Below are 14,325 nucleotides of genomic sequence, written 5' to 3' on the forward strand. Positions count from 1 at the left end.
GAACGACCACGATGACCACACAGACGATCGACACACGCGACAGGAAGCAGGGAGGCGGCGCGCCGCAAGGCGCCGCGGAGGGGCTCCGGCTCGACCGCTCGAACGCGCTGCTCGCCGAAGCGCGCCGGCTCATCCCCGGCGTCACGCAGTCGCTCATGAAGCGGCCGGAGATGTTCGCGCTCGGCTCGTTCCCCGTGTACCTCGAGGGCGGCGAGGGCGCGCTGGTGCGCGACGTCGATGGCAACCAGTACATCGACTACATCTGCGGCCTCGGGGCGAACACGCTGGGGCACAACCACCCTGCGGTCGTCGACGCCATCCGGCGGCGGCTCGACAGGGGCATCCTTCACTCGCTGCCGACGGAGGTCGAGGTCACCGCCACGCAGGACCTCATCGCGCTGACCCCGGGCGCCGAGATGGCCCGCTTCTTCAAGACCGGCGCGGACGCGACGTCCGCGGCCATCCGGCTCGCCCGCCACGTGACCGGCAAGGAGAAGGTCGTCACCATCGGCTACAACGGCTGGCACGATCACTTCATGTTCGACACCCCCGGCGTCCCGGCGGTGCTGCGCGAGTACACACACCGCATGCCGCTCATGGCCGAGGCCGACGAGCAGCCGCTGCTCGATCTCATCGCGAGCAAGGGCTCGGAGCTCGCGCTCGTGCTGCTCTCGCTGCCCTACAAGCGGTGCGTCTCGGCGGAGTACCTGCGCAAGGTGCGCGAGGCGTGCCGCGCCCACGGCGTGCTGTTCGTCCTCGACGAGGTCGTCACGGGCTTCCGGCTCGCGCGCGGCGGCGCGCAGGAGTACTACCAGATCGAGGCTGATTTCGTGTGCCTCTCGAAGGGCATCGCCGCGGGCATGCCGCTGTCGGCGATCGCCGGGCCGCGCCAGGTGATGAGCCGGCTCTCGGAGCTCCAGGTGTCGACGACGTTCGGCGGCGAGATGCTCTCGCTCGAGGTCTGCAGGGCGGCGCTGCGCGAGTACCGCGAGACCGACTACGTCGCGAAGGTCGCCGCGCTGGGGAAGCGGCTCCGCGAGGGCATCAACCGGCGCGCAGAGCAGGGCGGCTTCCCGCTGCGGATCGTGGGGTACGACGCGATCCCCTTCTTCCTCATGGCCGAGGATCTGGCCGTCCACACGAAGCGCATGGAGCCGTTCGTCGGCGCGATGGCGAGGCGCGGCGTCCTGCTGCGGCGCGACGTCAACTTCCTCTGCGGCGCGCACACCGAGGCGCAGATCGATCACACGATCGACGCGGCGCACGACGCTTTGCTCGAGCTGGCGAGCCGCGGCGTGATCGAGCGCGGCGCGGGCGCGAAGGCCCAGAGCTGAGCCCGCGGTCGTGCAGAACGCTCGCTCCGAACGGACCCTCCTGTTCCTCATCGCCGCGGTCCAGTTCGTCAACCTGCTCGACTTCATGGTCGTCATGCCGCTCGGGCCGGACTTCGCGGTCGCGCTCGGCATCCCGATGTCCAACATCGGCCTGATCGGCGGCAGCTACACGGCAGCGGCGGCGGTCTCGGGGGTAGCCGGCGCGTTCTTCCTGGACCGCTTCGACCGGCGCAGCGCGCTCGCCGTCGCGATGCTCGGCCTCGTCCTCGGCACGGCCGCGGGCGGCCTCGCCACCGGCCTGCCGAGCCTCCTCGCGGCGCGCGTGCTCGCCGGGGCCTTCGGGGGGCCCGCGACCTCGATCGCGTTCTCCATCGTCGCGGACGCGATCCCGCCGGAGCGGCGCGGCAAGGCGATGGGCGTCGTGATGGGCGCCTACTCCCTGGCCGCGGTGCTCGGGGTGCCGGCCGGCCTCGAGCTCGCGCGGCGCGGCGGCTTCCAGGCGCCGTTCTTCGCCGTCGCGGCGCTCGGGCTCACCGTCGCGGGGCTCGCGCTCCTGCTGCTGCCCTCGATGCGCGGCCACCTCGCCGGGGCGCGGGTGCCCGGGACCGCCCTGCGCGAGCTCCGCGCGCTCGTCGGCCGCTCGCTCGTGCTGCTCTCGTACGCGACGACGGCGGTCATGACGATGGCGTCGTTCCTCGTCATCCCGAACATCTCGGCCTACGTGCAGCACAACCTCGGCTATCCGCGCGAGCGGCTCGGCCTGCTCTACCTCGTGGGCGGCGCGCTCACCTTCGTCGTGATGCGCACCGCGGGCGCGCTGATCGATCGCATCGGCGCGTTCCGCACGAGCCTGGTCGGGGCGGCGACGCTCGTGGCCGTCCTCTATGCCGGGTTCCACTCGTACGTGCCCGGGCTGCCCGTGCTCGTCATCTTCGTCGCGTTCATGACCGGGACGGCGATCCGCAACATCTCCCACAGCACGCTCGCCTCGAAGGTGCCGCTCCCCTCCGAGCGGGCGCGCTTCGGATCCATCCAGTCGGCCGTGGATCACCTCTCGTCGGCGCTCGCCGCGTTCCTCGCGGCCCGGCTGCTGCACGAGCTCCCCGACCAGCGCCTCGACGGCATGGGCGCCGTGGCCGCGCTGGCGATCGCGTTCACGCTCGCGTCGTCGTGTCTGATCTTCCTGATCGAGCGACACGTCGCCCTCGGCGCGTCGAGCAGCGCCGGCGCTGCGCGCGCTGGAGGGCCGGGGCTAGTCGACGAGCGCGAGAGTCCAGAGAGCGCGCCTCCAGCCGGGCGCCCCTCACCTGGCTGACCTGGTTTCCATCTCTGATTCCCCTCGGTGGGAACAACACCCCATCGGGGTCACCTCCCCTTCTGATGCTGGAGAAAAGCTCCAGGGTCGGCTTGCACGGCCGCTCCTCACATGCTCTTTGTCGGTGACCTCATCAATGGCGTCCCCGTCTCTCGTCCCGCGCCTCGCGGGATGCCTTGGCTGTCTTGTCGCAGCCCTCGCCCCACGCATCGTCGTCGCCGTCATCCCGGCCGGAGCCTCGCCTCCTCCGGCGGCGGTCGCGCCGATCACGGAGGTTCCGCCCCTCGCGAAGGGCGCGCCTCCGCCCCTCATCGACGGCGCCGCGCGCTCCGTCGTCGCCGTGGCCGTGTCGCATCACGATCCCCGGGGCGGCGAGCGACGCGTGAGCCTGTGCAGCGGCGCGCTCGTCGAGCCGAACCTCGTCTTGACCGCGCGTCACTGCATCTCGCGCAACCTGACCGCGACCCCTCGCTGCGATCGCTCGGGCAAGTCGCACAACGGCGATCACCTCGGCGGAGACATCGATCCTTCCGAGATCGCCATTTACACCGGGGACCATATCGATGTCTCCCGCGACGCCGCGCGGGCGCGCGCCGTGGCCACGCTGCACGGTGAAGAGCGCGTCCTCTGCGACGCAGACATCGCCTATCTCGTGCTCGATCGGCCCCTCACCGATGTGGCGCCCCTGCGGATGCGCGAGGCCGGGGCGATCGATCGAGGCGACAGCGTGGTCGCCGTCGGGTACGGCGGCGGAGCGTCCAACCGGCTCGGCGTCCGCGCCGCGCGCGGTCCGCGCCTCGTCGCCGCCGTCGGGCCCCGCGCCGATCCGGCGACCGGCAAGGTCCTCGGTCCGCGCGAGTTCGAGATCGAGGGGGCGACCTGCGCCGGTGACTCGGGAGGTCCGGTGATCGACGCTGACCGCGGCGACGTGGTGGGCATCACGTCGCGGGGCGCGGGGTGCACCGCGGCTGGCAACCACGTGTATACACGCACGGACGCCTTCGCCGCGCTGACGGCCGAGGCCCGCACAGCCGCGCTCGCACGACGCTGAGCGCGCCACCGCCGCCGGCTCGTCTCGCCGAGCGCGAGGGGTAGGACGCGCGCGGCAGGAGCCGGCCGTGTGCAACCGCGGCACAGCGCGCGCTGCGCGGGCGTCCCGGCACGTCGCTCGCATCGCGCAGAGTCGACGGAAGACCAACACGGGATCGACGCTCATGCGTGCAGGGTCGCGTGCGCGATGACGCTGCCTCGCCCGCGCCGATGACCACTTCCCGGAGGGATCGGAACCATGTCGTTGCTGGACACCACCAGGGGCTTCTTGACGCCCGAGCTCATCTCGGCCGCAACGAAGGGGCTGGGCCTGAGCGATGAATCGCCGACGAACGTGCGCGGCGCCGCGGAGAGCTCGGTGCCGACGCTGCTCGCCGGAATGGCTCAGGTCGCCTCTACGGAGAGCGGCGCAGCGCAGCTGTTCAGGGTGATCACCGAGCGGGACTACGAAGGTCTGCTCGGGAGAGCAGGGCCCCTCCGCCCCGAGCAGGCCGAGGAGCTCTCGCAGCATGGGCAGTCGATGATCGCCCGCCTGTTCGGCGACCGCGCGAGCGGGATGATCGATCTCGTCTCCCGCTCCTCCGGCGTGGAGCAGCGGTGCTCGACCGCGATGCTCGGCCTGGTCGCTCCGATCGTCGCGTGCGTGCTCGGCCGCGAGGTGAGGTCGAGGGGGCTGACCGCGCGAGGGCTCTCCGATCTGCTCTCTCATCACAAGCAAGCCTTCAAGGACGATCCACGCGCCCCGGCGGGCCTCGCTGGATTCCTCGCTCCATCCATGGCGGCGGGCGCTCCTTTCGTCGCGACGGCGGCGCGCGAACGGCCGCATGATGCAGTGTCGTCGGCCTCCCGAACGGCGGCCCCTTCGACCCCGCTTCCCTCACGTGAAGGGACTCCCCGTCAACGTGAGACGCGAGAATGGCTGCTCCCGGCCGTGCTGGCAGCGGCGGTGCTCGGAGGCCTCTGGGCGTTCGTCCGCGAGCGCAGGCCGGAGCGCACCGCCGCCGAGCCCACGCAGGAGGCCCCGATCGCGGCGGCTCCAAGGGAGGACCTCGCCCAGCCCGTCGCGCCGCCGCCGCAGGTCGAGGCGCCGCGCGCCGAGGCGCCCACGGCCGCCGCGCCCAGCGAGGCGCCGCCGAGCGCGCCGGAGATCGTCGAGCAGCTCAAGATCACGGCCGGAGAGATGACGCTCCCGGGCGGCAAGGTCCTCTCCGTCGACGAGCACAGCTCCGAGGCGGAGATCGCGCGGTACCTCGACGCCGGAGCCGCGGATGGCCCCAGGCGCTTCTCGATGGAAGGCGTGAACTTCCGCTTCGGGACCACGGAGTTGACCGAAGCGTCGCGGCCGAAGCTCGAAGCGCTGGCCGTCATCCTCGACGCCTATCCCTCCGCGCGGGTGCGCATCGAAGGGCACACCGACGCCGTGGGCGGCGCCGAGGGGAACCGATCGCTGTCGCTGGCGCGAGCCCAGACGGTGCGCAACGAGCTCACCGCGCGACAGATCGCTCCCGATCGCATCGAGGTGGCCGGGATGGGCGCCGAGCAACCGGTGGCGCCGAACGACACCGCCGGCGGACGCGCGCAGAACCGCCGGATCGACGTCATGATCCTGAGCCTCTGAAGCGGCGATTCACCCCCTCCACGCCAGGAGCAAGGTACCGGCGCCGGCCTGCGGAAGCAGGGGACCGGCGCCGATCTGCAGCACGGCCCGCGCGCTCGCGCGTCAGATCTCCCCGTAGGCCCGCGAGATCACCCGGCGAGCCACGGACTGGATGCCGGTGTGCTCGAAGTAATTGGTGGCGAGATCGACCGCGGCCGCGAGGCAATCGAGCTTGCCGCCGGCCGCGCCGAGGTGTCCGCTGATCCGCTCGAGCACGCCCTGCCGCTCGATGCCCTTCTTCGCGATGAAGCCGGCGATCGCCGTTTGCGACGCGCCGAGGCTCTCCTTCATGATCTCGCGCTTGGCATCGACGCTCCCGCCTGGCAGGTATTCCAGCAGGCGCGCAAAGCGGCTTTGCTGGCCGAGCTGCTCGTTCGTCGCGCTCGAAACGGTGTCCACCACTCGAGCGAGGAAGTCAGGGCCGAGCGGGATCATGCCGTCGCAAACGATCCAGGCGGCGAGGCGCATCGCGTCGTCCTTCTCGTAGCTGGCGAGCGAGGCGGCGAAGTCGCCGATGCTGTCGCCCGGCAGCCCGTTGATCGAGCAGAACGCCGCGAGCTCGGCGACGAGCTTCACGCCCGCGTCGATGGCCTGGGTGGTGTCGGCCTTGGGCGTGATCTTCGACAGGAAGGAGAGAAAATCCGACGCATCGCCGATCTTGCGTGCGATCGTCGCCACGCCGGCGAGGCCGCTCGTGTCGTCGACCAGCCGGAAGATCCGGACCGCGCGCTGGTATCCCTGCTCCGACTCCGCATAGAGGGCTATCGCACGCTCGCCGACCTGCTGGATGAGGCCCTGCTCCTCCTCGCCGGTGACGAGCTTGATCATCTCCTCGAAGCTCGTGACGTTCTTCCACTCGCCCGGCACGATGTAGTCGAGCGCCCCCAGCAGGCGCGTGGTCATGTTCGACTTCGGGAGGTCTTCGAGGATGGAGTGAATCGATTCACGCGTCATGGGGGGCCCTTCAGAGGTTCGCGAGACCGCTCAGGTCAAATCGCTGCAGCCATGCTTTGCGCGCCTCGGGGTCCAGGGTCTGGGATGACACCTTCACCTGGAAACGATTCTTGACGAGGAGCGCGGACTGGTTCTTCCCGACGGTCACGACCGGCATGCCGGCGAGGTGATCCGTCGCGTTCGCGAACTTGGCGACGACCTGGGGATCGCCCGCCGTGTCGGAGATGGATAGGGAGGCCACGTCACCGCCGTCCCTCCGCAGCTTGGCCTCCGCGTAACCAGGCTTCTCCGCGGTGAAGACGCGGCTCATCCCCTCGGCTCCCTCCGGGGGGAAGAACGCATTGAACGCGGATCCTGGCTTGACGTCAGGGGCGGCGCTCGCGGCAGGCGTGGGCTCCTTGGCCGCCGCCTCGTCCCAGCGCGAGGGAGGTTCCTTCTCGCAGGCGACCAGCAAGAGCGCGACGGAGAAGAGCAGGGACGGCGTTCTCGTGTTCATTGTGCCTCCGGTCCGGTGCCCTCGCTGCGTGCACCCCCGCGACGAGCGCGAACGTCGGAGCATCGGCCGTGCCACGTCGCGGCGACTGCTGTGGCGAGGAGAGACACCATCTCCGAGCAAGATGGCGACGAGCGGCCGCTCGTCGGATAGGCGTGCAGGAAGTGCTCACGACCACCCAACGTGATCGTGCGTGACCGCGGGCCGGTCGGCGCCGCCCGCTCGTACCGCACCCACGGAGCGCTCTCCCTTACGCGAAAGGCCGGCTCGTGGCTCGTCGGCGCCTACGTGTGCACTCTCGGGAGGACTTGCTCGAGGACGCCGACTGCGCCGTTGTCCTTTTCCACGTGAAAGCGGACCGACAGGTTGTTGTTCTTGTCCCAGTCATCTCCGCCGTCGCTCGGATCGAGGATCGCAAAGTTGCGGTGCGTGACGCAGTACTTGTGATCCGAGCCCGCGATCTCCCGGAGGAATCCCTTGATGTCTCCGTTGAACAGGTTCTGAGTTCCGCCGTTGGTCACCAGCGAGAGGATCATGCCGAACATGCCCTTGGGAGGTGGGCGTGCGATGCCGGATGCGGTCACCTGATACAGGCGCGGCCGCGAGCGCGGCTTCCCGAACCCGAGGCCCGTGTCGATGTGCGCCATGGTGCCCACGTGGATATCGCCGCCCAGGAGCGTCACCTGGGTGCGAGGGCTGAAGCCGGCGAAATTCATGAGAGACATCAGGAAGCGCCTGCATTCGTTCTGGTTGTTGGAGGCTGCCCAGCCGTCCCGGATGTCGTCGACGGTGGCCTTGCTGAACACGCTCGTGAGCGCCTCGGCGGCCGCGAGCGGCAGGTAGACGACCGGCGTGCCGACCACGACCAAGAGGTGCCTGAGATCAAGCGCCGCGAGCTCGTTGAGCCTGAGCTCGAGGTCGTCGAGCTGTTGCTTGCCGAGGATCGTCCCCTTGCTCCACGAGCGCTGCGACCGCCCATCGACCGCGAGAATGGCGATGTCGCCGTACTTCGCGATCCAGCCGAACCCCGAGCTGCTCAAGCGGTCCCTCGGGCTCAGCGCCACCTGAAACTCCTTGAACGCCTGCTCCGCGGCCCTGTAGCGCTCCACGGCCTGCGCAGTGCCGTCGTTGTTGTTCGACCCCCAGCCATCGTAGATCTCGTGGTCGTCCCACATCATTACGCTCGGGCAGCTCCCGAGGACCGCCGCCACGTCAGGGTGCGACCACGTCTGCACGTAGTGCCTGCGGTATGCGGCCGTGCGCCCCTCCGAGGCCGACCAGCCCGGGGGATCGCCGTCGCCGTAGATCTGGTCTCCAGCGTGAACCAGGAGGTTCACCTTGCCTTCATCCACGAGGGCCTTGAGCGCCCGCCACATCGCCCCGCGCCGCTCCTTGGGAAACTCGTGATTGTCGATGTCGTTGCAGCTCACGAGGCCGATACGAATCGGCCCGTTCGTGACGGTGCGGAAGGCAGACCCGTTGATGCTCAGGTTGTCCGCGGGTGTAGGGAGCGGATCTCCTGCGTCGTGCTCCATGATGCCGTACCGGATCCTCTCGCCGCTCAGCCCGCTCAGCTCGAACGTGGCGAGCCCGAAGGGAGGCGCGCTGAGGATCGGCACGTCGAGCGTGCGAACGCCGTTGTCGTCCGCGAACGCCAGTCTCGCCCTCGCCTTGGGCCTCTCGAAGATGGCCAGGATCCTGCTGGTTGTCTGCGTCGTGTGTCCGATAACTGCGCTCTTGAACGCCATGTTCCGCCTCGTTGACGAGAGCTCGTCAGGCTCGTGGTCTACCTGCGGTTCCGGGCAGCCCGCGCGCTCCGGCCCGGGCGCCGCTTCCCGTCACCGCGGTCGCTGGCAGCCGCGTCGCGGCTCCTCTGCATGCGCGTCCTCGGACCACCATCGCCAGATGCGGCGGGCGCTCAAGCTTCGAAGGAAGGGGCGGCGTGGTCCTGTCAGGCACTCTTTCCTATGTTTCGTCGTGGGCGGCCGAACGCAAGTTTTTCGGCTCGCCAAAGGGCTCGATTCGAGGGTCGGCGGCTCCGGCAAGACGTCGGGCTAGAGGAGCGGCTCTCGTGCTCACGGCGTGGGGGGCGGGAGCGCGGCGTCGGCGGGAGCGACGCCGGCGGCGACCACGGGGTAGCCTTGACCATCGCGCGTCCCAGCCGCCTGCGTGACGAACAGCAGCGAGAACCCGGGGTAGACCACCACCGAGGGCGCGCGCGGCGAGAGCGCGGACGACGCTCCGAACACCGGCGCCACCGCGCGCTGGAGCGGGCCGTCGTGGCCCAGGCGGGCGGCCAGGCCGATGGCCGAGCGCCCTGCGCTGTCCCTTCCGGCGTAGTAGACGCGAAGGAGCGGGCGGCCCGTGGCGGAGACGGCGAGCGCCGGGGCGGGGTCGGAGACGGCCGCGCTGTCGAAGGGCTCGCCTTCCCCCTCTGGCGCACCGGCGCCCTCCGGCGCACCGGCGCCGGCGACGGACGCCGGTTCGAGCGCGGGAGCGCCGCCGACGCGCTCCCAGACGAGGCCGTCGTCGCTGCGCGCCTCGCCCAGGAATGAGGCGCCCGCCTCGCCGGCGACCTCGTAGAACATGCGCAGCGAGCCGTCGGGCAGGCGGACCACGCCGGGGCTCCTCGGGATCGCGCCGCGCTCCCAGCCGTCGCCGTCGGTGCTCGGCGCGAGCACGGGCGCCGGCTCGCGCGTGAAGGCGAGCCCATCGTCGCTGCGCGCGAGCCCGATGCCGCCTGCCGCCGCGTAGTAGAGCCAGATCTCGCCGCGCACGAGCAGCGCCGAGGGGGCCGCCACCGAGCCACCCTCCCAGGGCAGCTCCGGCGCGAGGACCGTCGCCGACGATCGCTCGAACGAGCGGCCGTCCGCGGCCTCGTAGCGGACGATGGCGTTCGGCGGAGCGAGAGGGTCCGGCGAGGCGCCCTCGGGGTGGAGCGTGGCAGCGAAGAAGCCGGCGGCGGCGAGCGTCGAGGGGTCGCCGTCGAGATCGACGACAGACGCGTCGCGCACGAAGCGCTCGTCGTCCTCCATGACGTGCGGGGCCGTCCGCGCGTTGCCGAGCTCTTCCCCCGCGATGTCCCGGAACGGGCCGGCGTGGGCGTTCGGCAGGCTGCCCTCGTCGCCCCCCGACGGGAGCGTCGCGCAGGCCGCGAGCAGCCCCACGGCCGCGAGGGCGAGCGCCCGCAGAGGCGACGGGTGCGACGAACGCAACGCCTGGCGCGGTCCAGACCCTGACGGATGGACCGTGACACCACATGTGTACCGACGTTTACAGATCTGCATGCGAAATGACACCACGTGTGTACCGACGTTTACAGATCTGCATGCGAAATGACACCACATGTGTACCGACGTTTACAGATCTGCATGCGAAATGACACCACATGTGTACCGAGTCTATCACCACGGCATCCGACGCCGAGGGCTGCCGCCTCCCCCACCCGCAGAGAGGTTGACTGCACGGGATAGCTGGAAATCATCGCGCCATGGCGCGCACGGCTCCGGTTCCGAACATCCCCGCGATACCTGGCATGAACCCCGGCACGTGGATCCTGGGCGGAGGAGGCGGTGGGGGTGGCGGCGGGGGACGCGGAGGCCGGGGGCGCGGAGCCGGGCAAGGCGCGAACGGGAGCGGTGGCGGCGAGGGGGCGCAGGGCGGCGGCAAGAACGCCGGCTCCTGCGGTCCGGGCAGCGGCGGCGGCTGTCCGAATCCGTCGCACGGGCGCGGCGGCGGCACGTCGGCGGGGGATCCGGTCGATCCCGTGACCGGGCGCGTGTACACCGCCAAGGTCGTCGATCTGGCCCTGCCGGGGCCCATCCCGTTGTTCATCGAGCGGAGCTACTCGTCGGAGACGCGCGACGTCGATCTGGGCCTCGGGTTCGGCTGGAGCCATTCGCTGGCCTGGACCATCGAGGAGCGGAGGAGGACGCTCCGGGTGCTGGAGCCGAACGCCGCGCCAACGACGGCTGCGGTGCCCGAGCCGGGACGCCCCGTCGCCCTTCCCTGCGGCCGGCTGACGCGGCACGAGGCGGGCTACACGCTCGAGGTGGGAGGGCTCTTGGTTGTGCTCAGCGACCGACGGGAGAGCGCCTGGCTCCTGTCGCGTATCGTCGATCGCTACGGCAACGAGGTTCGCCTGACGTACGAGGGAAATCACCTATCGCACGTGATCGACAGCGCAGGGCGGGTCGTCCGCGTCCGCCGGCACGCGGACGGCAGGATCGCTGCCTTCGAGGTGAAGAACGCGTCGGCGCAGGGGCGATGGACCTCCTTTCGCACGTACCGATACGGCGAGCGGGGAGATCTCGTGGCCGCGATCGACGCGGCTGGTCATGAGCATCGGTACGAGTACGACGAGGAGCACCGGCTGATCCGGCGCCGGGAGCCCAGGGGGCTCGTCGCGCAATTTCGTTATGACGACCAGGGCCGCTGCGTCGAGACGTGGTGCGAGCGACCCGGCAACGACGCGCTCGACCGCGAGGTTCCTGACACCTTGGATGATGGCGAGACCAAGGCGAAGGGGTTCTGCCATGTCAAGATCGAGGATCACGGCGTCTTCACCGAGGTGATCACCTCACGGTCGAAGCGGCGCATCGAGGGCAATCCCCTGGACAAGGCGGACAAGGTGGTCTGGCAAGGGGGCGTCCACGCGTACCGGTTCGACACCGCGGGCAACGTGCTCGAGTACCGCGACGCCCTCGGACACGCGTGGCGCTGCGAGCGCGACGCGATCGGGCGGCTGCGGGTCGTGGTGGATCCGATGGGCGCGAGGACGGCATATGCCTACGACGAGGGGGGCGGCATCGCCGAGGTGCGGGACGCTCTCGGAGGGTTCGCCCGCTACGAGCGGAACGCGCAGGGGGACGTCACCGAGGTGTCCGACGAGCTCGGGCTCGTGGCGGCGTTTCGCTATGACGCGCGGGGATTGCTCGTCGAGGCGACTCTCCCGAACGGCGGCGTGACCCGGATGGACTACGACGCGCTCGGCAACCGGGTGGCGGTGACCGAGCCGGACGGGTCGACGCGGCGGATTCGGTACGATTTCCTGGGACGGGTGACGAGCTTCGTGGACGAGCGGGGGCTCGAGACCGTCTACGTCTACGACGCGTGCGGGCGGCTCGCGTCCGTACGGCGGCCCAGCGGAGCGACGGAGCGGTACGATCACGACGCTGACGGCCGCCTGTCGCGCATCGTCGACGCCGACGGGCGCGTGACCACGCTGCGCTGGGGAGGGATCGGGGTGGTGACCGAGGTGGTCCGGCCCGATGGCAGCTCGGTGCGGTACTTCCACGATCGCGAGCAGGATCTCGTGCGCGTGGTGAACGAGGCCGGCGACGAGCACCGGTACGTGCGGCGGGGAGAGGGGCGCATCGTCGAGGAGCAGACGTTCGATGGACGACGGATCACCTACCGCCATGATGCGATGGGTCGGCTCACCGAGATCCGGGACGGCGCGGGCCACGTGGAGTTCGCCTACGACCCGTGCGGGCGGCTCATCGAGCGCAGCTTCTCGGACGGCCGAAAGGACAAGATCGTTGTTGACCCGCTCGGCCGGATGGAGTGCGTGACGAGCGGAGAGGTCAGCTGCGAGTACACACGTGACGCGCGCGGGCGGGTGGTGCGCGAGACAGTCACGCAGGGCAACCAGCGGACGACGACGGAGACGGCGTACGACGCCCTCGGCAACGCGGTGCGGACAGCGGGTCCGTTCGGGGCCATGGACATCGCGCGGGACGTGGTGGGGCGGGCGGTCGAGGTCGCGCTGGGCGCGGCTGGGGTCCTGCGCCTGGCCTACGATCCGGCGGGCAACCTGGCGGAGCGGGCCCTGCCGGGAGGCGGACGCATCGCCGAGGACATGACACCGGATGGGCTCGTCGCGAGGGTGACGGCGATGAGCCCGCAGGCAGGGCCGGCGGTGCGGCCGGGCGAGCCCGCGTGGGTCGGGCCGCGACCCCTCGGGGTGACCTTCGCGCAGAGCTACGGGTGGTCACCGGCAGGGCTGCTCCAGGCGGTGGGCGAGGCGGCGGGAGGGAGCTATGTGGAGATCCCGCGCGACGCGAACGGGATGGCCGTGGCGCGCCAGCGAGCCGAGGGGGCGCGGCGGGAGGAGATGGAGCGCTTCAGCTACGGACCAGGCGGAGCGTTGTACGAGGGTGCGGCGCAACGGCAGTACGCGCCCGGCGGGCGGCTCGTGGCGCGCGGAGGGGTGACGTTCACGTATGACGAGCGAGGGCGCATGACGAGCAAGGCCGCCGATGACGGCCGCTCGTGGCGCTTCGAATGGGGAGACGACGACCGGCTCCAGGCGGTGTGGCTACCGGACGGGCGGGTGGTCCGCTTCGTGTACGACCCGTTCGCGCGACGGCTCGAGAAGCGGGTGGAGAGCGCTGGCGCCGTGGAGAGCATCACGCGGTACGCCTGGAGCGGGGATGCGATGGTGCACGAGGTCCGCGAGCGCGCGTCGGCGAGCGGGGATCCGGTCGTGGAGGAGCGCGCGTACGCGGTGCTGCCCGGGGCGTCGCTGCCGCTCGCCGACCTCGTGCGGCGGGGCGAGCATGACGAGGTCCGGTACTATGTCGACGCGCCGAACGGGATGCCGGAGGCGCTCGTGGCGGAGGATGGACGGCTCGTCGGCACGCTGGAAGCGTCTCTGTTCGGGAGGGTCGAAGACGAGCGGGCGGGGCTGACGCCGGTCAGGTTCCCGGGGCAGTACGCGGACGAAGAGACGGGGCTCCACTACAACAGGTACCGCTACTACGATCCGGAGACGGGGCAGTACCTGAGTCCGGAGCCGATCCGGCTAGAGGGGAGCCTGCGAACCTATGCGTACGCGGAGGGAAGGCCTATGGAGGCCTTCGATTTGGATGGCCTCGCTGCGCAATCGGTTCTCTATGGCCCGGGCCCGGCGGGCAGTCGGCCGGTCCTCGGTCGAGGGGAGAGCGGTGGCAGCCTTGACGACCTGCATCCTGCCGTACGCGCTGCGTTGCCTCCGAACGATGCGAACACCGCGAGGCAGAACGATTCGCGCGGGCGATGCGCTGAGCCGCACGCGCTGAGCAACTACCTGAACGAGTGGGAGTGGAACGGGACTCCGCCATCCCAACGGTCCGGGGCTCCACCGAGATCATGTCGTCCGGGGGATCCGGGATGGCAGCAGAACCTGGGCAGTGCGTTAAGCGGAATCGACACGAATGACGGGATCGTAAGTGGACGCAGGATAGACCAATCCAATCCAGGCGGTGAGAAGCGGTGGCCCGCCTGCGAGAATTGCAGTCAGATGATCCCGCGGCTCTATACGCTCGCCGGGATGACTCCGCCGAACAATGTGGTCGCAACGGGGACAGCGGGCGGCCAGACAGGGCCGGTGTTCAATCCCCCCACATCCTTCACCAACAACCCGGCAAATGCTGCGTATTTCAATAACGCGGCCCCTCCGCCCGGAGGTCCGGGCGCGTTGGGCACGTGGGAGCACCGGAACGGACAGTGGATGCGGATCCGCTGATCGCAACGGGAACTA

Annotated in this window: 9 protein-coding genes; 5 read left to right on the plus strand and 4 right to left on the minus strand. The window is 70.3% G+C overall.

Translation table 11 applies throughout. The annotated features are described in order from the left end of the window. Positions 1-11 precede the first annotated feature (11 nt). The 4 genes from WME79_RS21910 to WME79_RS21925 all read left to right on the plus strand — a co-directional run bounded on the left by WME79_RS21910 (position 12) and on the right by WME79_RS21925 (position 5,317). A complete protein-coding gene (locus tag WME79_RS21910; protein ID WP_437538606.1) occupies positions 12-1,334 on the plus strand; it encodes an aminotransferase class III-fold pyridoxal phosphate-dependent enzyme in 1,323 nt (440 codons plus the stop codon). Positions 1,335-1,344: 10 nt separating this feature from the next. Beyond that, positions 1,345-2,649, plus strand: a complete 1,305-nt coding sequence (locus WME79_RS21915; RefSeq protein WP_437538608.1) for an MFS transporter — start codon at positions 1,345-1,347, stop codon at positions 2,647-2,649. 136 nt (positions 2,650-2,785) lie between these two features. Then, positions 2,786-3,700: a trypsin-like serine protease gene (locus WME79_RS21920; RefSeq protein WP_437538610.1), complete on the plus strand. Its 915-nt coding sequence runs from the start codon at positions 2,786-2,788 to the stop codon at positions 3,698-3,700. A 237-nt stretch (positions 3,701-3,937) separates the two neighbouring features. Next, entirely contained in the window at positions 3,938-5,317 is a 1,380-nt protein-coding gene (locus WME79_RS21925) for an OmpA family protein (RefSeq protein ID WP_437538612.1), read from the plus strand. 102 nt (positions 5,318-5,419) lie between these two features. On the opposite strand, the gene WME79_RS21930 is transcribed toward WME79_RS21925, so the two are convergent. The 4 genes from WME79_RS21930 to WME79_RS21945 form a co-directional block, all read right to left on the minus strand. Further along, positions 5,420-6,310, minus strand: a complete 891-nt coding sequence (locus WME79_RS21930) for a hypothetical protein (RefSeq protein WP_437538614.1) — start codon at positions 6,308-6,310, stop codon at positions 5,420-5,422. A 10-nt stretch (positions 6,311-6,320) separates the two neighbouring features. Further along, the gene (locus tag WME79_RS21935) at positions 6,321-6,806 is read right to left on the minus strand and encodes a hypothetical protein (protein WP_437538616.1); all 486 of its coding nucleotides are present in this window, start codon (positions 6,804-6,806) and stop codon (positions 6,321-6,323) included. A gap of 281 nt (positions 6,807-7,087) precedes the next feature. After that, entirely contained in the window at positions 7,088-8,551 is a 1,464-nt protein-coding gene (locus WME79_RS21940; RefSeq protein WP_437538618.1) for an alkaline phosphatase D family protein, read from the minus strand. 327 nt (positions 8,552-8,878) lie between these two features. Then, a complete protein-coding gene (locus WME79_RS21945) occupies positions 8,879-10,018 on the minus strand; it encodes a hypothetical protein (protein WP_437538619.1) in 1,140 nt (379 codons plus the stop codon). Between the two features lie 320 nt (positions 10,019-10,338). Between WME79_RS21945 and WME79_RS21950 the strand changes: the two genes are divergently transcribed. Next, positions 10,339-14,310 carry an RHS repeat-associated core domain-containing protein gene (locus WME79_RS21950; RefSeq protein WP_437538621.1) on the plus strand — a complete coding sequence of 1,324 codons (3,972 nt, stop codon included), beginning with the start codon at positions 10,339-10,341 and terminating at the stop codon, positions 14,308-14,310. Positions 14,311-14,325: the final 15 nt, after the last annotated feature.

Source organism: Sorangium sp. So ce726, assembly GCF_051521405.1.
GTDB lineage: Bacteria > Myxococcota_A > Polyangia > Polyangiales > Polyangiaceae > Sorangium.